The organism is Vibrio sp. KUL78, from assembly GCF_059725505.1.
On sequence record NZ_AP045837.1, the window covers coordinates 803,472 to 822,592 of the forward strand.

The following is a 19,121-nucleotide window of genomic DNA, read 5'->3' on the forward strand; positions in this document are numbered from 1 at the left end:
TCAGGGGATTTTTTTTAATCTACTTTCTCGATAAGAAGCGTAATACCATCAACATCTATCACTTTGACCATAGTGCCTGAAGGCAAAGGCTGGTCACTGTAAGCTGACCACGAGGTGTCGCCAAGTTTGATACGGCATTTTCCGCGGTTGATATCTTCTTCTAAAATGGTCGTTTGACCGAGAAGCTGTTTGTCTTTTTGGTTAAGGTCTCGCTGTTGATCGGAGCGTTTATCTACCTTGTGCTGCTTACGCCACCAGAGCCAGGTGAGTGCGAGAGCGAATACACCAAAGCTCACCCATTGTAGCTGCCAGCTGATAGGAACAAACGCCAACACGATACCGACCAGCATCGCGGAGATACCAAGCCACAACATATACCCAGCCGTGCCAAGCAGTTCACCGCAAAGCAGAAGTAATCCTAGTGCTAACCAGTGCCAGTAGTTAACTTGGCTGAGTAATTCAATCACGCTTTATCCTCTTTGTTGCTTGCTTTGGACTGATTAAACATCTCGGCAACGCCAGCGATGGATCCCATTAGCCCCGTTGCTTCTAGTGGTAGCATAATGATCTTGCCATTTTCAGCTTGCCCGATAGATTTCAGCGCATCGGTATAGCCTTGAGCTACGAAGTAGTTCACCGCCTGCATGTCACCTTGTGCAATTGCATTCGATACCATTTCCGTTGCCTTTGCTTCGGCCTCAGCGGCACGTTCGCGAGCCTCTGCTTGAAGTATAGCAGCCTGCTTGTCACCTTCAGCCTTGAGGATCTCTGCTTGTTTCTGACCTTCAGCGCGAAGGATCTCTGCTTGACGAACCCCTTCAGCTTCAAGGATCTCAGCACGTTTGTTACGCTCGGCTTTCATCTGCGCATTCATCGCTGCTGTTAGGTCTGCTGGTGGCTGAACGTCGCGGATTTCAATACGGGTTACCTTCACACCCCAGGGGTTAGTTGCTTCGTCGACGATGGAGAGCAGTTTTGTATTGATTGAATCGCGTTGGCTGAGCATTTCATCGAGCTCCATAGAGCCAAGCACGGTACGCATGTTGGTTAGGGTTAGGTTGCGGATCGCATGCTCTAGGTCGTTGACTTCATAAGCCGCTTTTGGAGCATCGACGACTTGGACGAAACAGACAGCGTCAATCACGACATTCGCATTGTCTCGTGAGATGACTTCTTGCGGTGGAATGTCCAGTACTCGCTCCATCATGTTGACTTTGTTACCCACACTATCGATGAAGGGGATGATGAGGTTTAAGCCTGGTTTGAGGGTTTGGGTGTAGCGCCCAAATCGTTCTACGGTCCAGTTGTTCCCTTGTGGAACGGTTTTTACACCTGCGACGATAAAGACAACGGCAACGAGTATAAACCCGCCAATAGTGATCATTGCATCAATAGCCATGACAATTTCCCTGTATTAAAAATGTACGTCTTCTCAACAGTATACAGTTTAGTCGAGACATTTATGTGTAATGAAGTGTATTTTTGCGATTGATAATTATCAAATGTATCAGCAGCTTATACGCAAGGGTAACCAGTGTTGGTCATGCCAATATGAGAAAAGGGACACAAAGGCCCCTTCTATGAAAGATGAAATAATGAGCGGCTAGTAGAGCAGTGAATACAGCTGACGGCGGTATTTCGCAGCAATTGGGTTGCCCTGACCTAAAGCCGATAAGATATCCATAAATGACTTTTTAAGATCGCCGTCAAGGGCGTTTAGGTCGCGGCTCAGTGGTGTCCACATAAGCTCAAGCGCTTCTTCGTCACGGTTCACTTGGTGATACTGTAAGGCGAGTTCGGCAACGATCTTAAGGTCTTCAGGGTTGGCTTTCAGAGCTGCTTCAAGAGATTGAATCTCTGGGCTGTCGGCGGCTTGTTTGTGGAGCTCAAGTTTGGCCATCAAACTCTTATAGAAATTATCTTTGTACTCCATTGGAATGGTGTTCAGTACCGCTTCCGCTAGATCAAATTGATTGGTTTCGAGTAAACACTGAGCAAGGGCTAATTTGATTTCACCTTTTTGCTTGTATTCATCAGATAAGCTACCAAGAAGGTTAATCGCCGTTTCGTATTCACCTTGCTGAGATAGCTCCAGTGCTTTTCGTGCATTTAACTCATCTTCACTTGGTAGGTGCTTAGCGAGCATCGCCTTTACGGCTTCAATTGGTTGAGGACCACCAAGACCATCAACAGGTTTACCGTTCACAAATAGAGCAATAGTGGGTAGCGCTTGTACACCGAAATGGCCGGCAATGGCTTGCTGCTCTTCACAGTTAAGTAGTGCTAGGGTAAATGCGCCAGCGTATTGCTCGGTTAGCGCTTTAAGCGATGGGATAAGCTGGGCGCTTTCTTCACTCATTGGTGCCCAGAAATGGATGAGCACGGGAGCGGTCATTGAGCCTTCTAATACTTGCTGAAAGTTCTGTTCGTTTAAGTCCACAATGGTCGCAGGTTGCATTGAGTGTTCCTTGTTGGTGATTTCTATCGTTATTCTTTCAAGATTGGTATCAACGACAGAAAATTCAAGGTTATGCGGTGAGAAACGAGGATTTTAGATGCCAAAACGCCGCGTCCGAGAACGCGGCGTTAATGGATTCCAGAACGGTAGCAAGCAAAGGTGTCTAGAACATTACGAAGTAAGCTAGTGTAACCCCCACAGCTAACCAGTTAAGCTGATTTAGCGTCATTTTCGTTGTAATCCACGTGAATGCTGTGAGTCATTTATTGCGGGCATCAAGTAAAGTAGGGCTTTGATGCACCATGTGGTTTAACCACGGTGAACAATATAATGCTTGTTTGTGACACTAAAATTACAAATGATCATTTTTTATGCGGCTTTTCGCAGAATAGGATCTAACCACTTGCTTGGAAGGAGCCGTTTTAGTACGGCAAATACTTTTGTTGGCGTGGTCACACGATAACGAAGCTTTGGTGTGTTTGACTCTAGTGCATGCAGCAATGGTGGAATACAAGACTCTGGGGGCAGTACGAATTGATTGCCAGATGCATCTGCCGATAAGCGGCTGAGTTGCTGCTCGTATTGCGCCCGGTGAGCGCTTGTCTCGACATTAATCCATTCAAGAAAGGCGCGCTTTGCATTGGCTCTAAATTGCGTTTCGATAGGGCCGGGCTCAATCAAAGCGATATGGATTCCAGTTTGATACAACTCGAGTCGAAGCGTATCTGTCCAACCCTCTAGAGCAAACTTTGAAGCATTATATGCGCCGCGATATTTCATGGCGGCAAAGCCTAATACCGAACTATTCTGGATGATGCGCCCTTCGCCCTGAGCTCGCATAATAGGTAGTATTTGCTTGGTGAGTTCATGCCAGCCGAACACATTGGCTTCAAATTGAGCTCGCAGCGCCTCGGTAGGTAGGTCTTCTAGTGCGCCAGGCTGTCCATATGCACCATTGTTGAAAAGACCGTAAAGCTTTCCTTCTGTGAGAGCGAGGGTTTTCTGTACAGCAAGTTTAATACTTTTAGGATCGGCAAGATCGAGCTGGATACAGGTTAAACCTTCTTGCTGAAGGCGCGCGACATCGGCATCTTTTCGACAAGAGGCGATGACTTGATATCCATGCTTTTTCAGCGCGTGCGCGGCGACATAACCGATGCCACTTGAGCATCCCGTGATAAGAACTGACTTTGCCATTACTAAGCTAACCCTATGATTTATTTCTATCTACCTTACCGACAGTTCATGGGGAGTAGCAAGCATTACCGTGCGTTACTGACGATGTTTTTTAATGCGGTATCAATGTGGGGAAAGGAGAAGTTAAAGCCCATCTCCGTTAACTTTTTGGGTTTGGCTCGTACGCTGTCAAACAGCAAGCAAGAAGACTCACCCATGGCCAGTTTCAATGCCCATTTTGGGGTCATGAGAAAATGGGGTCTGCCGAGTGTACTAGCAAGGGTTTTACTGAATGTGGCGTTAGACACCGCATGAGGAGCACAGAGATTATATGGACCTACGGCATGATCGGTTTCTAATAAGAACACGATACCACGCACCATATCAAGAAGGTGTATCCATGGCATATATTGAGAACCATCGCCAATGGGGCCGCCAACGCCTAACTTATATGGCAGCATCATTTTTGCCAGCGCTCCGCCACCATCTCCAAGTACCACTCCGGTTCTTAGGATACAGACGCGAGTTTGATCAGACTGGGCGCGCATCGCTATTTCTTCCCATCGGTCACAAACGGTATGAGCAAAGTTGTCTTGATGTACTTTTAAGCTTTCATCAAATGGGTGGTCTTGTTGATCACCATAGTATCCAACCGCAGACCCACTGATAAAAGTGGACGGGGGTTTCGTGCTGGCGTGTATTAACTCAACGATCTTCTCAGTAACCTTCCAGCGGCTATCGCAAATTCGCTTCTTTTGCTCTGCACTCCAGCGTTTATCGGCAATAGGTTCACCTGCCAAGTTGATAACGGCATCAAACTCGTTGAGATCGTTATAGATGTCGAGAGATTCTATGTAGTCAATGTTGCCAAGGTCAGTGTGGTTTAGCGTACGTTTGGCTGAGGCAATGTCGCGTGTAAGCAGAGTCACACTATGGGTGGTGAGATGCTTGAGTAACTCTCGTCCGATAAAGCCGGTCCCGCCGGTTAATAACAGCTTCATTGTCTCTCCTCTTCCGGTAGCGAACGGCTACACACGATACGCCTCATCTCGGGCATTTGGGTTTAAATATAGCAACGAATCAGGGAATTAACTAACTGATCTATCCTGCGTATTTTGGCCTATTTGGCCCAGTTTTATATGTAGCACAGCGTGTTTGGTTCACAAAAACGTGACTCGGTAAAGAAGAGCGTCGACAGTGTCACACGTGTCACATTTTCTTACATTTATCTTTGCCATGATTATATTAGTGAAAGCTGGATAAAGGAGGTGCACCATGCAAGGTCTGAAATCACTCCTTGGCGCTATGATAAATAGCTTTAAGGACCTTATGCCCATCGTCCTAGTCGTTCTGTTTTTCCAGCTTGTCGTGCTTCAAGAGCCTCTCCCTAACGTCCTCTCTATCTTATTTGGTTTGCTCCTAGTTGTACTCGGATTAACGTTTTTCGTGTTCGGTCTGGAAATGGGACTGTTTCCTATCGGCGAAACCATGGCGCAGTCTTTTGCTCGTAAGGGTAGCGTGTTTTGGTTGATGGTGTTTTCTTTCTGTTTGGGCTTCGGTACTACTATCGCTGAGCCGGCTTTGACCGCTGTCTCAGCTGAGGCGGCAGAGGTGGCCGCAGAGGGTGGGATCATCGCGATGACCGAAGAATCAATGCAAGGCTATGCTGATGGTTTGCGCTTATCGGTCGCAGTGTCTGTTGGCTTGGCCATCGTTCTTGGTGTGCTGCGCATTTTAAAAGGGTGGCCTATTCATAGGCTCATCATAGGTGGCTATATCGGGGTGGTTATCCTGACAGGGTTTGCACCGGAGTACATTATCGGCGTAGCGTATGACTCTGGTGGGGTGACAACATCAACCATTACCGTTCCTTTGGTCACGGCGCTCGGTGTCGGGCTTGCGAGCACCATTAAAGGTCGAAACCCCATGCTCGATGGATTTGGCTTAATCGCCTTCGCTTCCTTGCTTCCTATGATGTTCGTGATGATCTATGGGATGGTGATGGTATGAGTTTTCTTTGGGAGTTTTTTTACACCTTGCTGATGACCATAAGAGACGTCACCCCAATTATGGTGATTATCTTCGGGTTTCAGTTTGCCATCCTTAAAAAGCCTATCGCTAATCCGCTCAAGGTAATGATTGGGTTTGGCTATGTGATTGTGGGCTTGAGTTTATTTCTCGTCGGATTAGAGCTAGCACTGTTTCCGCTTGGGGAGACGATGGCGATGCAGCTTACCGCTCCTGATTTTTTGAACCAAGTGAGAGTGACGGTAGGGGACTCACTTGAGTGGAACGATTACTACTGGGTATATCTCTTTGCGTTTTGTATTGGTTTTAGTACCACCATCGCCGAGCCTTCGCTGTTGGCAGTAGCGATAAAAGCCAACCAAGTATCTGCAGGAGCGATCTCGGTAAACGGTCTCAGAATCGCGGTCGCGTTGGGTGTCGCTGTCGGCATCTCACTTGGCAGCTATCGTATCGTAGTCGGTGACCCAATCCATTATTACATCATTGCAGGCTACATACTGGTCGTGATTCAAACCTATTATGCTCCAAAGTTTATTGTACCGCTCGCTTACGATTCGGGCGGCGTGACGACCTCAACCGTGACAGTGCCCTTAGTGACTGCCTTAGGTCTTGGTCTTGCCTCAACAGTACCAGGCAGAAATCCCATGATAGACGGTTTTGGGCTTATCGCATTTGCCAGCTTGTTTCCAATCATCTCAGTGATGGCCTATGCCCAGCTCACTCAGTATTTAACGGCGCGTTCCTCTGTCAGTCAGAACTCCAACGAGGAACAAACAGCCAAACACCCAATCCCCTCTAAGGAGAAGAAAAATGCGCTTTAAACTGATCCTTGCGTTTGTAGAAGATAGCAAGACGGAAAAGGTATTGGATGCCGCCCGAGAGGCTGGTGCGACCGGTGCAACAGTGATCAACAATGCGAGAGGTGAAGGCCTTAACAAGAAGCAAACCTTTTTTGGGCTCACTTTAGAGGTGCAAAAGGATGTGGTGCTGTTTGTTGTTGAAGAGCATCTATCTCGCCATATCTTGGAAACCATTAGCCAAGTTGGCGAATTTGATCAAACTTCTGGCCAGGGGATAGCGGTGCAGATAGACATAGAGGATGCAGTGGGTGTCGCTCATCAAGTAGAGACATTGACCAAAGTCGTGGAGGACGAACTATGAGTCAGCAAAAAAAAGTTAGCGTACGCGATGTAATGGCCAATACGTATGTAATGGTCGATGGAGTAAAGACCGTACACGATGGTATCGTGCTTGCGAAAGAGCATAGAGTTAAAGCGCTGGTGGTTGAGAAGCGCAATGACGATGATGAGTTTGGAATCGTCTTGATGAATGACATCGCCAAAAAAGTGTTGGCGCGCAACCGCTCTCCTCAGCGTACCAATATCTATGAAATTATGACTAAACCCGCGTTGTGTGTGGACCCCGATATGAACGTTAAGTACTGCGCAAGGCTATTTGAACGCTTTGGAATAAGTCGGGCCCCCGTCATAGAAGATGGACGGGTCATTGGTATGGTTAGTTACAATAACATCGTAGTGAACGGTATGCTTGGTTTAGATTAGCCCTGCACCTTGGCCACTAAGTTCGATACAATAGCCACATAGAAAGTGTTGGAGATATATCAATGAAACTGTTCTTTGCATCGGACTTACATGGCAGCCAAGAAGCCACCGAGCAAGTGCTGGAGCAATACCGTCGCTCAGGTGCTGACCATCTTGTGATTTTAGGTGATGTACTCAATCATGGACCAAGAAATCCTGTACCGAGTAGTTATAACCCACCTAAAGTGGCAGAGCTTCTTAATGCATACAAGCAAGATATCATTGCAGTACGTGGCAATTGCGATAGTGAAGTGGATCAAATGCTGCTTGAGTTTCCGATGATGAGTGACTACGCCTGGGTCATGTTGCCAACGGGTCAACGTTTGTTCCTAACGCACGGCCACTTGTACAACAGTGATAAACGACCTGCGTTAAAAAAAGGGGATGTGATTGCTCACGGTCATACGCACATTCCAGTTGCTGAATGGCAAGGAGAGCAGATCATTTTCAATCCAGGCTCTATTACCTTCCCTCGTAATGAGTTCGCTGCGAGCTTTGGTTTACTTGAAAATAACCAATTGAGTGTGCAAACCTTTGAAGGTGAAGTGCTGGCGTCAATAGCGCTCTAGGTGCTATCGAACGACAACGAAGCCAAATGACAGGCACAAAAAAACGCAGCGGATAAGCTGCGTTTTTTCTACCCCGAGATAACTAATTACTTAGTTACGCGTAGTACAGGTGTTTCGCCAACAGTCACGGCACCAGCAAGCTTGTTAAGCTCTTTGATTTCGTCCATGTTAGAGATAACTACAGGCGTTAGCGTTGATTTCGCTTTCTCTTCTAGAAGAGCTAGATCGAATTCAATGATAGTGTCGCCAGCTTTAACAGTTTGACCTTCTTCAGCGATACGCTTGAAGCCTTCGCCTTTTAGTTCAACTGTGTCGATACCGAAGTGAACAAATAGCTCGATGCCGTCGTCAGATTCGATTGAGAACGCGTGGTTCGTTTCGAAGATCTTACCGATAGTACCGTTTACAGGAGCTACCATCTTGTCGCCAGCTGGCTTGATTGCAATACCGTCACCAACGATTTTCTCAGCGAATACTACATCTGGCACATCTTCGATGTTTACAATTTCACCAGAAAGAGGTGCGATGATTTCGATTGCACCAGTGTCAGCGCTGTCGTCAGATACTAGCTTCTTCAGTTTGTCAAACAGACCCATGTCGTGCTCCTAAAGGTTTGATTTTAATCCAGTCAATTATATTAGCTGTTTGTCTTTTCTGCGATAAATTTTTCGACGTGTGCCTCAATTTCTGCAGCAGTCGCCATTTCTAGCGCTTCATCAGCCATTGCTTTTACTTCTGCGAAGTTAGCGTTACGGATAACTTTCTTAACCTTAGGAATCGAAATACCGCTCATACTAAACTCGTCTAGGCCCATACCTAGTAGAAGTAGAGTCGCACGTTCGTCACCAGCAAGCTCACCACACATACCAGTCCACTTGCCTTCTTTGTGAGAAGCATCAATCACTTGCTTGATTACTGTAAGTACAGCAGGTGATAGTGGGTTGTATAGGTGAGAAATCAGCTCATTACCACGGTCTACAGCTAGAGTATACTGAGTTAAGTCGTTAGTACCAATACTAAAGAACGAAACTTCTTTAGCTAGGTGATGGGCAATCGCTGCCGCAGCAGGCGTTTCAACCATTACACCGATTTCGATATTTTCATCAAATGCTAGACCTTCAGCACGAAGTTCTGCTTTGTACTCTTCGATTGCAGCTTTCAGCTCACGAATCTCTTCAACAGAGATGATCATTGGGAACATGATACGTAGTTTACCGTGTGCTGATGCACGTAGGATACCACGTAGCTGGTCACGAAGAATTTCACGACGGTCCAAGCTGATACGTACTGCACGCCAGCCTAGGAACGGGTTCATTTCTTGAGGTAGGTCTAGGTATGGTAGGTCTTTATCACCACCGATATCCATAGTACGGATAATTACCGCGTGACCATTCATTGCTTCCGCAACTTCTTTGTAAGCTTGGTACTGTTCTTCTTCAGTAGGAAGAGCAGTGCGGTCCATGAATAGGAATTCTGTACGATACAGACCAACACCTTCACCGCCGTTACGGTTGATGCCATCGCAGTCTTTCACTGTACCGATGTTACCGCAAACTTCTACACGGTGGCCGTCTAGAGTTTCTGCTGGTAGGTCTTTAAGTTTTGCTAGTTCCTCTTTTTCAGCAAGGAACGCTTCACGTACCGCTTTAGCTTCATCAATTTCAGCTTGAGTTGGGTTAACAATGATCTTGTTGTTCATTGCATCAAGAACCAACATGTCGCCGTTGTTCACCTTCTTAGTGATGTCGTTAGTACCAACAATCGCAGGAAGTTCTAGTGAACGTGCCATGATAGAAGTGTGCGAAGTACGACCGCCGATGTCACACGCAAAACCAAGAACGTAATCAAGGTTGATTTGCGCAGTTTCAGATGGCGTTAGGTCGTAAGCAACTAGGATAACCTCTTCATCGATGTCACCCAGTGAAACGATGTTGATGCCTAGTGCGTTCTTAACGAAACGAGTACCGATATCACGGATATCAGTTGCACGCTCTTTAAGGTATTCGTCATCTAGAGATTCTAGTGCAGTCGCTTGCTCTTCAATTACTGTGTGAATCGCATTGTCTGCAGATAGTTTGTCTTTCTTGATGAGTGCTAGGATTTCTTCTTCTAGCTCTTCATCTTCAAGAAGCATGATGTGGCCTTCGAAGATAGCCTCTTTCTCTTCGCCAAAAGTCTCAAGCGCTTTTTGCTTAACAACTTCTAGCTGTTGTGCAGACTTGTTGCGTGCGTCGAAGAAACGCGCAACTTCCGCTTCAACTTGGTCGTCTGAAATGGTCGACGTGTTTAGAACAATCTCGTCTTCTTGAAGTAGTAGTGCTTTACCAATAGCAATACCAGGAGATGCTAGGATGCCTGAAATCATAGCTTTACCTTTATATGGTCTAGTGTATTAAAGATTGGATAGTTTTTAGCTACTTATAATGTGTAGCTGATAGCCTGAGCTATTTCCAATAAAGCCATTCTGTTTTCACAAAATGGCTTTAAGGAGAACTGGACTATTAGTGAAGCTCAGGGATTAGAGCTACTAGGTGGTCAACTGCTTGTTGAGCTTGTGGGCCTTCAGCAGCGATTGTGATAGTAGTGCCTTTAACTAGACCTAGAGTTTGTAGTTTGAACAGGCTTTTTGCGCTAGCGCTTTTGCCGTTAGTAGTCACAGTGATGTCAGCGTCAAATGCTTTAGCTTCTTTAACGAACTGTGCAGCCGGACGAGTGTGAAGGCCGTTTTCTGCTGTGATTTCTACTTGCTTCTCGTACATTTTTTATACCCCAATTGATTTATTTTCTGTTTAGTTCCTAGACCAAACAAACCTTATCGCTAAATGTTATGCCCCGCTATAGTGCGAAGGTCGTAACCGTTAAGAATTGTGTCGGACTAGAATTGTAGGACATGATTGCAGTCTTCGCTGTATGCATGTACTACGTTATTCAGTATTTAGCCTATTTATTTTTTGGCTTAAAATAAAACTGTCCTGATATTACCAAAGGCTGACAGAGATTCAACAAAAAAGCCCCTTAAAGGGGCTTTTTTCGTGTAAAAATTGATTTAGCTACATATTACTGCTGAATCTCTTTGTCAGTAAATATGCCTGCGAACAATGCTGAACTTAGGTAACGCTCACCTGAACTTGGTAGTACAGTTACGATTGTTTTTCCTTTAAATTCAGGTAGTTCTGCTAGTCTGTTGGCTGCTACAACCGCTGCGCCAGATGAGATACCAGCAAGGATACCTTCTTCTTCCATTAGGCGACGTGCCATTTCGATCGCTTCTTCTGAAGTGACCTGTTCAACACGGTCTAGAAGCTCAAGATCCAAGTTTTCTGGGATAAAGCCAGCGCCGATACCCTGGATTTTGTGCGGTGCTGGTTGGATTTCTTCACCAGCAAGTGCTTGAGTGATAACTGGCGATTCTGCAGGCTCAACAGCAACAGAAACAATCGCTTTACCTTTCTCGCCTTTGATGTAGCGACTAGTACCTGTGATAGTACCACCTGTACCGACACCGGCTACGAATACGTCTACTTCACCATCAGTTGCATCCCAGATCTCTGGACCTGTTGTTTTTTCGTGGATAGCAGGGTTAGCAGGGTTGTTGAATTGTTGAAGCAGTAGGAATTTTTCTGGGTTAGAAGCAACAATTTCTTCTGCTTTAGCGATAGCGCCTTTCATGCCTTTCGCCGCTTCTGTTAGCTCAAGGTTTGCACCTAGCGCTTTAAGAAGTTTACGACGCTCAAGACTCATAGACTCTGGCATGGTTAGCGTTAGCTTGTAACCACGAGCAGCTGCAACGAAAGCAAGAGCAATACCTGTGTTACCACTGGTTGGCTCAACTAGCTCGACTCCAGGCTTTAGACGACCGTCTTTCTCTGCTTCCCAGATCATGTTTGCACCGATACGGCACTTAACACTGAAGCTTGGGTTACGGGCTTCAACTTTTGCAAGCACGTTGCCGTTACTTACTTTGTTAAGACGAACTAGAGGGGTGTTACCAATTGTCAGTGAATTATCTTCGTAAATCTTGCTCATTTTATGTTCCTTCATTCAACCATCGTGGTTATTGATTACCAGTTAAGAATATGATTTTGTTTGGCAAGGGAAAAGAACCAAATAGTTATATATTATGGAAGAAAGTTCATCAGCAGTGAGCAGACGTTACATGGGAAGGGATGAAAACGACCCGACCACCAGTCGCTTGAGCGACTGGTGGTCGGGTATTAATTTACGCTTTGCGTCTTATGAAACCAAAAGCTAAACAGAAGGTTACCCAGATATACAGAGGCCAAGTGCCTACTTCGCGATACCAGGTAGTGCCGTCAGTAGGTGTAACGTCTGTACGAAGTACTGCCGTTTCGAACTGAGGGATTTCTGCGGTGATCGTACCTTTGTGGTCCGTTACTGCAGTGACGCCATTGTTTGTTGAACGAATCAGAGGCAGGCCAAGCTCAAGAGCACGCATTCGAGCAATCTCCATATGCTGTAGCGGTCCTATCGAGCGACCAAACCACGCGTCGTTTGACAGTGTTAACAGATAGTCGGTTTCCGAAGTCACGTTCTGTCTAACTTGTTCACCAAAGATGATCTCATAGCATAAAGCCGCCACCATATGCATTCCATTTGCGACAATATTAGGCTGCACATAAGCGCCACGGCTAAAGGATGACATAGGCAGGTTAAAGAAAGGCGCGATTGGTCGAAGAATGTCGCCAAAAGGCACAAACTCACCAAACGGTAGTAGATGATGCTTGTGGTAGCGCTCATCCAGATCCATTTCATAATCACCATATGGCGTCTGGCCAACGACAAGAATACTGTTGTAGTACTGGTCGGTTTCCGTTTTATTGATAACCCCAGTGATGATCGCAGAGTCGTTCATCTTAGCAGCGGAATCTAGGTTGCTCAAAAATGATGGCAACTCGAACTCCATCGCAGGGATTGCCGCTTCAGGCCAAATGATAATGTCGGCATCCCAGTTTTCTCTGCTGAGATCGGTGTACTTCATAATGGTAGGCCAGCGATGACTTGGTAACCATTTTAGTGCTTGGTCGACATTCCCTTGAATCAGAGCCACTGTTTTGGTTCTAGATTCATCAGGTACGACCCATTCATAGTTTCTGAGACCGAATCCGGTCGCAAACACCACCATAGGAATGATGATGAGCTGCCATTGCTTGGTGACCGTGAGAAACGTTAGGCTTCCTGCCATGACGATCAATAAGGCGGTGATTAGCTCTACACCACCGATCGGTGCGAAGCTTGCGAGCGGGGAGTCTATCTGGCTGTAACCAAGCCATAGCCACGGGAAGCCAGTCATTACCCAGCCGCGCGCCCAATCGAAAATCAACCATAGTGCTGGGGCGGCAATGAAATAGCGTGTCTTACTGTCGCTTGGGAAGAAGCGATTCAAAGACCATGCAAAAAGAGCCGAGTAGATAGACAGGTAACCAACGAGTAGCGCCATTAGAAATAGACTCGCTATTTTTGGCATGCCACCGAAGGTGTCGATACTGACATGAACCCAACTGATGCCTGTTGCAAATTGTCCCAATCCCCATGCATAGCCGGTCCAGAGAGCGCTTTTTGCACTTCTTCCACGGATGAGCATCATAAGCAGGAATGGACTTAAAATGGCGAGGGGCCATAGTTGATATGGTGCGAAGGCGAGGGTAGTGCTTGCGCCAACAAAAGCGGCCCCAATGGGCCGCAGTAGTCGAAGACTTTTCTTCATTTATGTTTTTCTCACTTATTCGGTGAGCTCAAGCTTGGTATTAGAGTTTACTCTTCAACACTTGAGGCTGTTTCTTGGTCAGGGATAGTAACTTGGACCTGAACCACACGACGATTATCCGCCGCAGTCACCTTAAAGTTATAGTTTTCGATTTCGACCACTTCACCACGAGTCGGCAAGTGACCAAATGCAGTCATGACTAAGCCACCAACGGTATCCACTTCCTCATCACTAAAGTTAGAGCCAAAGGTATCGTTGAACTCTTCGATAGTGGTGAGCGCTTTCACAGCGAATGTGTGCTTACTCAGTTTTCTGATATCGAGCTCGTCATCGTCATCGAACTCGTCTTCGATCTCACCAACGATTTCTTCGAGAATATCTTCGATGGTCACAAGACCTGATACTCCACCGAACTCGTCAACGACGATGGCCATGTGATAACGCTCTTCGCGGAACTCTTTCAGTAGGCGGTCTACACGCTTACTTTCTGGAACTACAACGGCAGGGCGGATCACTTCTTCAATATCAAATGGGGCGCTGTCAGAGCCCAAGTAACGGAGGAGGTCCTTAGCTAAGAGGATGCCTTCTACATGGTCTTTGTCTTCACTGATAACTGGATAACGTGAATGCTGGGCATCTGTCATCAAAGCAATCAGCTTATCGAGGTCGTCGGAACGCTCGATAGTGACCATTTGCGAACGTGGCAACATAATGTCACGTACACGCATTTCAGAAATTTCCATGACGCCTTCGAGCATGTCGCGGGTGTCGTGGTCAATTAGGTCGTTTTCTTCAGAGTCGCGGATAACATCCACTAGCTCTTGGCGATCTTTTGGTTCACCTTGAAAAATTTGACCTAGGCGCTCTAAGAAGGACTTCCTACTCGGACCTTCAGATTTTTTACTTTTTCCCTCTGGCTGAGAGGGAGAAGACTCTTCGTTCATGACTTCTCAATTCAGAATGCTATCAGATGTGTGATAGCGCACATGCGTAGAGGTAAATTAACGTTTCATCGCAAGTACCGATAGAAACGATTTACCGCTACTCCTTTTCAGCGAGATACGGGTCTTCAAAGCCCATTTCTTGCATAATTTCGGTTTCCAAAGCTTCCATTTCTTCGGCTTCTTCATCCTCAATATGATCATAACCTAGCAGATGAAGACTGCCATGTACAACCATATGTGCCCAGTGTGCAGTCAGAGGCTTAGATTGCTCAATCGCCTCTTTTTCGACCACTTGGCGGCAAATAATCATGTCGCCAAGCAGACTCATCTCGATGCCTGGAGGGGCCTCGAATGGAAATGACAGTACATTCGTAGGCTTATCTTTACCACGGTACTCATGATTGAGTTGGTGACTTTCCTGCTCGTCAACAATGCGAATGGTGAGCTCTGCTTCCTTCTGAAACGGAATAATGGTTTTGTCTAGCCAGCGCTGAAAGTCTTCAGCACTTGGCAGACCTTGTTCCGATTCGACAGCGAGTTGGAGATCAAGTTCGATACTCATTATTTACTTTCCGCAGGTGACGTTGTGTTAGCCGCTTTGTCTAGTAGAGCTTGCGCAGCTTCGCGCTCTTCACGACGCTTGCGTTCAATCTCTTTACGCGCTTTGGCATCAGCAGCTTCCCACTTCTCATACGCGTTAACGATACGCGCAACCACAGGGTGGCGTACTACGTCGTCAGATTGGAAGAAGTTGAAGCTGATTTCATCCACTTCGTTAAGCACTTCGATCGCATGGCGAAGGCCTGATTTTGCGCCACGCGGCAAGTCAATTTGGGTCACGTCACCAGTGATTACCGCGCGAGAGTTAAAGCCAATACGGGTCAAGAACATCTTCATCTGTTCAACCGTGGTGTTTTGGCTCTCATCAAGAATTATAAACGCGTCGTTAAGAGTACGACCGCGCATGTAAGCCAGTGGCGCGACTTCAATCACGTTGCGCTCAATCAGCTTCTCAACGCGCTCAAAGCCAAGCATTTCAAACAGCGCATCATAAAGAGGGCGCAGATATGGGTCGACTTTTTGGCTTAAGTCACCTGGCAGGAACCCCAGTTTCTCGCCAGCTTCTACTGCTGGGCGAGTCAACAGGATTCGACGGATCTCTTGACGCTCTAGTGCGTCGACTGCAGCTGCTACCGCTAGATAAGTCTTACCTGTACCCGCAGGACCGATACCGAAGCTAATATCATGAGTCACCATGTTGACTAGGTATTGGGCTTGGTTTGGCGTACGTGGCTTGATGATGCCTTTTTTCGTTTTTACGAAGACTTCTTTACCGTGAGCAATTTCAGAGTCGGTATTTTGCTCAAGGACGCCAGATTCTTTTACGGCTAGATGAATTTGTTCAGGCTCGATATCTGGGATCTGACCACGAACAGGCGCAGTATCTACGTACAGAGACTTAATGATGTCGAGTGCAGCGGCACTAGTATGTGGCTTACCCACTATCGTGAAGTAGTTACTTCTGTGGTTGATTTCGACACCTAAACGGCGCTCTAAGTGTTTGATGTTGTCATCGAAAGGACCGCACAAGCTGGACAGACGGCGGTTGTCTGAAGGTTCTAGATTGATTTCTAGAGTTACGATTTGATTACTCAATGTTGCCTCGCATTTTGCCCTTAAAGGGCGATGATTGGAGCCCGATTGGGACCGGACTCCACATTTGTTCCCACTTCACTCCAAAATAGCACATTGGCGCGGGGTGGGTATAGGCGTTAAGGCGTAAAGGTAGCCACACCTAGCTCGTCTTCGCGTTTGGTTTTCGCCATCATTTGAGTCGGAGAAATCACGGTGCGAAGATCCATGTCTTTTTCAGTTCTTACGATCTCACCACGTAGAGAGTTCGCAAAGACATCGGTAATTTTCACATCGACAAACTGACCAATAAGCTCAGCGCCACCTTCGAAGTTTACTACGCGGTTGTTTTCAGTACGCGCACGAAGCTCCATTAGGTTCTTCTTAGATGGCCCCTCAACAAGAACGCGTTGCTCAGTGTCTAGCATTAGACGAGAGTAACGCATCGCTTGTGTGTTGACAGTTTGTTGTAGCTCGTACAAACGGTCTTTTTTGGTTTGCTCTGGAAGATCACATGGGTAATCTGCCGCTGGTGTACCTGGACGTGGTGAGAAGATGAAGCTGAAGCTCATATCGAAATCGACATCTTTGATAAGCTTCATAGTGTCTTGGAAGTCTTTGTCTGTCTCACCAGGGAAGCCAACGATAAAGTCAGAGCTGATTTGAATATCAGGACGTGCTTTACGTAGCTTACGAATAATTGATTTGTATTCGATTGCTGTGTGTGGACGTTTCATCATTGTTAGGATGCGGTCTGAACCACTCTGTACAGGAAGATGCAGGAAGCTAACAAGCTCTGGCGTGTCTTCGTATACAGCAATGATGTCGTCGGTAAATTCTAATGGGTGGCTCGTTGTGAAACGGATACGATCGATACCATCGATAGAAGCAACGAGACGAAGCAACTCTGCGAATGAGCAGATGTCGCCATCGTGCATTGGACCACGGTATGCGTTCACGTTTTGACCTAGTAGGTTTACTTCACGAACGCCTTGCTCTGCAAGTTGTGCAATTTCGAATAGAACGTCATCCATTGGACGGCTAACTTCTTCACCGCGAGTGTATGGTACTACGCAGTAAGTACAGTATTTTGAGCAGCCTTCCATAATAGAAACGAAAGCAGTCGCACCTTCAGCACGAGGCTCAGGCAGGCGGTCGAATTTCTCGATCTCTGGGAACGAAATATCCATTACTGGTGCTTCGTCGCTTTGAGATTGCTTGATCATCTCAGGCAGACGGTGCAGAGTCTGTGGACCAAAAATAACGTCAACGAACGGTGCACGTTCGCGGATATGGTCACCTTCTTGAGTCGCTACGCAGCCACCAACACCGATCACAACGCCTTCTTTTTTGTCTTTAAGCGTTTTCCAACGACCAAGTTGGTGGAACACTTTTTCTTGCGCTTTTTCACGGATCGAACAAGTGTTCAATAGTAGTACGTCTGCTTCCTCTGGCTCTTCAGTTAGCTCATAGCCATTTGCAGCATTAAGCAGATCGGCCATTTTTGATGAATCGTATTCGTTCATCTGGCAGCCCCAGGTTTTAATTAGCAGTTTCTTACTCATCACTATCGCTCGTCAGTTATGTAAATCTTATGCTGAACTATTGTTCAAATTATAGCCACCATCTCGGCGGTAAGCGGCGTATTGTACTGCTTTAAAAACCGCCTGACTAGGGGTAGGGGGAAAACTCTTTGAGAGCTTATATTTCAATTGTTGCGAGGCGATATTAGCCCTCACAAAAGCAGGGATTTGGTCGGGAAAATACTCGCGCTTTCGTATGTGGCTACGTACAATGAGAACATATTGATTTTAAGACAGTAATAAGACGATGGAACAGTTTGAAATAGCAGTAGTAGGCGGTGGCATGGTCGGCGCAGCGTTGGCTCTTGGTCTTGCTAAGCAGGGGCGCTCCGTCGCTGTAATAGAGAAGTTTACACCCAAGACGTTTGATTCCAGTCAACCAATGGATTTGCGTGTCTCAGCTATTTCTCACCGCTCAGTCGACTTATTAGACTCTTTAGATGCCTGGCAGGAGATACAGGCGATGCGCGTCTGTCCGTATGCGCGGCTAGAAACGTGGGAAGCAGATACCTGTCGTATTCGATTCATTGCCAAGGAGCTTGCTCTGCCTCAGCTTGGCTACATTGTAGAGAATCGTCTCATACAGCTAGGACTTTGGGCACAATTCGAGCGCTTTGATAACCTCAAAGTCATTGAAGGAGATAGCGTTGAGAGTTTAGAGCTCAGTTCAAGCAATTCCACCATTACGTTGGAGTCTGGGCGTGTAATTAATGCAGGCTTAGTGGTGGGGGCTGACGGTGCGAATTCACGAGTTCGTAGCGCGGCGGGAATCGGTATTACTGCGTGGGATTACCGTCAAGAGTGCATGTTGATTAATGTCGAGACGGAGCTGCCGCAGCAAGATATCACCTGGCAATGGTTTACCACTTCAGGACCTCGATCGTTTCTGCCGTTGTGTGGCAATCAGGGTTCGTTAGTTTGGTATGATTCTCCCAAGCGTATCAGGCAGTTAAAAGCCATGACTCCTGCTCAATTAGAGCAAGAAATAATCACGCATTTCCCTAAAGAGCTTGGGTCAATAAAGGTGCTACAGCATGGCTCATTCCCACTGACTCGTCGTCATGCACAACATTACCACAAACAGGGTTGTGTCATCGTCGGTGATGCGGCTCATACGATTAATCCGCTTGCCGGGCAGGGAGTGAATCTTGGCTTTAAAGATGTTGAGACACTGCTTGAGTGTTTTGAGTCAAAGGGCGTCAATGATGAAGCGCTGGTTCGCTACGAGCGCTTGCGTCGCCCTGATAACTTGTTGATGCAAACAGGGATGGATGTCTTTTACAAAGGCTTTAGCAACACTCTACCCCCCGTTGCATTTGCTCGAAATGCTCTGCTCAAGATTGCAGAGCACTCAGGCCCGATAAAGCAACAGGTGCTGAAGTACGCGATTGGTCTTAAGTAGCGA

At 46.7% G+C, this 19,121-nt stretch carries 20 protein-coding genes; 6 read left to right on the forward strand and 14 right to left on the reverse strand.

Annotation, left to right across the window (positions count from 1 at the left end; genetic code table 11):
• Positions 1-14: 14 nt before the first annotated feature.
• From AC6I8Y_RS03915 to AC6I8Y_RS03935, 5 genes are all read right to left on the reverse strand, one after another.
• Entirely contained in the window at positions 15-467 is a 453-nt protein-coding gene (locus AC6I8Y_RS03915) for an NfeD family protein (protein WP_252013714.1), read from the reverse strand.
• Positions 464-1,399, reverse strand: coding sequence for an SPFH domain-containing protein (locus tag AC6I8Y_RS03920; protein ID WP_394153542.1), 936 nt, complete (start codon positions 1,397-1,399; stop codon positions 464-466). The genes AC6I8Y_RS03915 and AC6I8Y_RS03920 overlap by 4 nt, the downstream gene beginning before the upstream one ends.
• Positions 1,400-1,603: 204 nt before the next feature.
• Positions 1,604-2,458 carry a co-chaperone YbbN gene (locus AC6I8Y_RS03925; protein ID WP_498020810.1) on the reverse strand — a complete coding sequence of 285 codons (855 nt, stop codon included), beginning with the start codon at positions 2,456-2,458 and terminating at the stop codon, positions 1,604-1,606.
• Between the two features lie 369 nt (positions 2,459-2,827).
• Entirely contained in the window at positions 2,828-3,655 is an 828-nt protein-coding gene (locus AC6I8Y_RS03930; RefSeq protein ID WP_498020811.1) for an SDR family oxidoreductase, read from the reverse strand.
• Between the two features lie 65 nt (positions 3,656-3,720).
• Positions 3,721-4,635 (reverse strand): TIGR01777 family oxidoreductase, encoded by a 915-nt coding sequence (locus tag AC6I8Y_RS03935; protein WP_042476510.1) that lies wholly within the window; start codon positions 4,633-4,635, stop codon positions 3,721-3,723.
• A gap of 274 nt (positions 4,636-4,909) precedes the next feature.
• Here AC6I8Y_RS03935 and AC6I8Y_RS03940 point away from each other — a divergent pair, with 274 nt between their 5' ends.
• The 5 genes from AC6I8Y_RS03940 to yfcE all read left to right on the forward strand — a co-directional run bounded on the left by AC6I8Y_RS03940 (position 4,910) and on the right by yfcE (position 7,832).
• Positions 4,910-5,644 (forward strand): DUF1538 domain-containing protein, encoded by a 735-nt coding sequence (locus AC6I8Y_RS03940; protein ID WP_042476513.1) that lies wholly within the window; start codon positions 4,910-4,912, stop codon positions 5,642-5,644.
• Positions 5,641-6,483, forward strand: a complete 843-nt coding sequence (locus AC6I8Y_RS03945; RefSeq protein ID WP_498020812.1) for a DUF1538 domain-containing protein — start codon at positions 5,641-5,643, stop codon at positions 6,481-6,483. The genes AC6I8Y_RS03940 and AC6I8Y_RS03945 overlap by 4 nt, the downstream gene beginning before the upstream one ends.
• On the forward strand, positions 6,473-6,823 hold the full coding sequence (locus AC6I8Y_RS03950) for a P-II family nitrogen regulator (RefSeq protein WP_128647826.1): 351 nt from the start codon (positions 6,473-6,475) through the stop codon (positions 6,821-6,823). Before AC6I8Y_RS03945 ends, AC6I8Y_RS03950 begins: the two co-directional genes overlap by 11 nt.
• Positions 6,820-7,224, forward strand: a complete 405-nt coding sequence (locus AC6I8Y_RS03955; RefSeq protein ID WP_042476516.1) for a CBS domain-containing protein — start codon at positions 6,820-6,822, stop codon at positions 7,222-7,224. Before AC6I8Y_RS03950 ends, AC6I8Y_RS03955 begins: the two co-directional genes overlap by 4 nt.
• Positions 7,225-7,286: 62 nt before the next feature.
• Positions 7,287-7,832, forward strand: a complete 546-nt coding sequence (yfcE, locus tag AC6I8Y_RS03960) for a phosphodiesterase (protein ID WP_394153553.1) — start codon at positions 7,287-7,289, stop codon at positions 7,830-7,832.
• 86 nt (positions 7,833-7,918) lie between these two features.
• Here the strand turns inward: yfcE and crr are convergent, their stop codons facing one another.
• From crr to miaB, 9 genes are all read right to left on the reverse strand, one after another.
• Positions 7,919-8,428 carry a PTS glucose transporter subunit IIA gene (crr, locus tag AC6I8Y_RS03965; protein ID WP_042476521.1) on the reverse strand — a complete coding sequence of 170 codons (510 nt, stop codon included), beginning with the start codon at positions 8,426-8,428 and terminating at the stop codon, positions 7,919-7,921.
• A 41-nt stretch (positions 8,429-8,469) separates the two neighbouring features.
• A complete protein-coding gene (gene ptsI, locus AC6I8Y_RS03970; protein WP_252013721.1) occupies positions 8,470-10,197 on the reverse strand; it encodes a phosphoenolpyruvate-protein phosphotransferase PtsI in 1,728 nt (575 codons plus the stop codon).
• Positions 10,198-10,333: 136 nt separating this feature from the next.
• The gene (locus AC6I8Y_RS03975; RefSeq protein WP_042476528.1) at positions 10,334-10,591 is read right to left on the reverse strand and encodes an HPr family phosphocarrier protein; all 258 of its coding nucleotides are present in this window, start codon (positions 10,589-10,591) and stop codon (positions 10,334-10,336) included.
• A gap of 298 nt (positions 10,592-10,889) precedes the next feature.
• Complete coding sequence (cysK, locus tag AC6I8Y_RS03980; protein WP_042476530.1) at positions 10,890-11,858, reverse strand: cysteine synthase A; 969 nt, start codon at positions 11,856-11,858, stop codon at positions 10,890-10,892.
• A gap of 193 nt (positions 11,859-12,051) precedes the next feature.
• Positions 12,052-13,557, reverse strand: a complete 1,506-nt coding sequence (gene lnt, locus AC6I8Y_RS03985; protein WP_234494339.1) for an apolipoprotein N-acyltransferase — start codon at positions 13,555-13,557, stop codon at positions 12,052-12,054.
• Between the two features lie 47 nt (positions 13,558-13,604).
• Complete coding sequence (gene corC / locus AC6I8Y_RS03990) at positions 13,605-14,501, reverse strand: CNNM family magnesium/cobalt transport protein CorC (RefSeq protein ID WP_042476534.1); 897 nt, start codon at positions 14,499-14,501, stop codon at positions 13,605-13,607.
• A 97-nt stretch (positions 14,502-14,598) separates the two neighbouring features.
• On the reverse strand, positions 14,599-15,063 hold the full coding sequence (ybeY, locus tag AC6I8Y_RS03995; RefSeq protein ID WP_234494338.1) for an rRNA maturation RNase YbeY: 465 nt from the start codon (positions 15,061-15,063) through the stop codon (positions 14,599-14,601).
• Positions 15,063-16,157, reverse strand: a complete 1,095-nt coding sequence (locus AC6I8Y_RS04000; RefSeq protein WP_394153559.1) for a PhoH family protein — start codon at positions 16,155-16,157, stop codon at positions 15,063-15,065. Before AC6I8Y_RS04000 ends, ybeY begins: the two co-directional genes overlap by 1 nt.
• 116 nt (positions 16,158-16,273) lie before the next feature.
• A complete protein-coding gene (gene miaB / locus AC6I8Y_RS04005) occupies positions 16,274-17,698 on the reverse strand; it encodes a tRNA (N6-isopentenyl adenosine(37)-C2)-methylthiotransferase MiaB (RefSeq protein ID WP_128647824.1) in 1,425 nt (474 codons plus the stop codon).
• Positions 17,699-17,963: 265 nt separating this feature from the next.
• Between miaB and AC6I8Y_RS04010 the strand changes: the two genes are divergently transcribed.
• Positions 17,964-19,118, forward strand: coding sequence for a 2-octaprenyl-3-methyl-6-methoxy-1,4-benzoquinol hydroxylase (locus AC6I8Y_RS04010; RefSeq protein ID WP_498020813.1), 1,155 nt, complete (start codon positions 17,964-17,966; stop codon positions 19,116-19,118).
• Positions 19,119-19,121: the final 3 nt, after the last annotated feature.

Excerpts from the sequence above, each read along its gene's own strand:
- AC6I8Y_RS03920 (WP_394153542.1), bottom strand. The coding sequence starts at position 1,399 with ATGGCTATTGATGCAATGATCACTATTGGCGGGTTTATACTCGTTGCC.
- AC6I8Y_RS03955 (WP_042476516.1), top strand. The coding sequence starts at position 6,820 with ATGAGTCAGCAAAAAAAAGTTAGCGTACGCGATGTAATGGCCAATACG.
- ptsI (WP_252013721.1), bottom strand. The coding sequence starts at position 10,197 with ATGATTTCAGGCATCCTAGCATCTCCTGGTATTGCTATTGGTAAAGCA.
- AC6I8Y_RS03940 (WP_042476513.1), top strand. The coding sequence starts at position 4,910 with ATGCAAGGTCTGAAATCACTCCTTGGCGCTATGATAAATAGCTTTAAG.
- AC6I8Y_RS04010 (WP_498020813.1), top strand. The coding sequence starts at position 17,964 with ATGGAACAGTTTGAAATAGCAGTAGTAGGCGGTGGCATGGTCGGCGCA.
- miaB (WP_128647824.1), bottom strand. The coding sequence starts at position 17,698 with ATGAGTAAGAAACTGCTAATTAAAACCTGGGGCTGCCAGATGAACGAA.
- AC6I8Y_RS03925 (WP_498020810.1), bottom strand. The coding sequence starts at position 2,458 with ATGCAACCTGCGACCATTGTGGACTTAAACGAACAGAACTTTCAGCAA.
- crr (WP_042476521.1), bottom strand. The coding sequence starts at position 8,428 with ATGGGTCTGTTTGACAAACTGAAGAAGCTAGTATCTGACGACAGCGCT.
- corC (WP_042476534.1), bottom strand. The coding sequence starts at position 14,501 with ATGAACGAAGAGTCTTCTCCCTCTCAGCCAGAGGGAAAAAGTAAAAAA.
- lnt (WP_234494339.1), bottom strand. The coding sequence starts at position 13,557 with ATGAAGAAAAGTCTTCGACTACTGCGGCCCATTGGGGCCGCTTTTGTT.
- ybeY (WP_234494338.1), bottom strand. The coding sequence starts at position 15,063 with ATGAGTATCGAACTTGATCTCCAACTCGCTGTCGAATCGGAACAAGGT.
- AC6I8Y_RS03930 (WP_498020811.1), bottom strand. The coding sequence starts at position 3,655 with ATGGCAAAGTCAGTTCTTATCACGGGATGCTCAAGTGGCATCGGTTAT.
- AC6I8Y_RS03945 (WP_498020812.1), top strand. The coding sequence starts at position 5,641 with ATGAGTTTTCTTTGGGAGTTTTTTTACACCTTGCTGATGACCATAAGA.
- AC6I8Y_RS03975 (WP_042476528.1), bottom strand. The coding sequence starts at position 10,591 with ATGTACGAGAAGCAAGTAGAAATCACAGCAGAAAACGGCCTTCACACT.
- cysK (WP_042476530.1), bottom strand. The coding sequence starts at position 11,858 with ATGAGCAAGATTTACGAAGATAATTCACTGACAATTGGTAACACCCCT.
- yfcE (WP_394153553.1), top strand. The coding sequence starts at position 7,287 with ATGAAACTGTTCTTTGCATCGGACTTACATGGCAGCCAAGAAGCCACC.
- AC6I8Y_RS03950 (WP_128647826.1), top strand. The coding sequence starts at position 6,473 with ATGCGCTTTAAACTGATCCTTGCGTTTGTAGAAGATAGCAAGACGGAA.
- AC6I8Y_RS03935 (WP_042476510.1), bottom strand. The coding sequence starts at position 4,635 with ATGAAGCTGTTATTAACCGGCGGGACCGGCTTTATCGGACGAGAGTTA.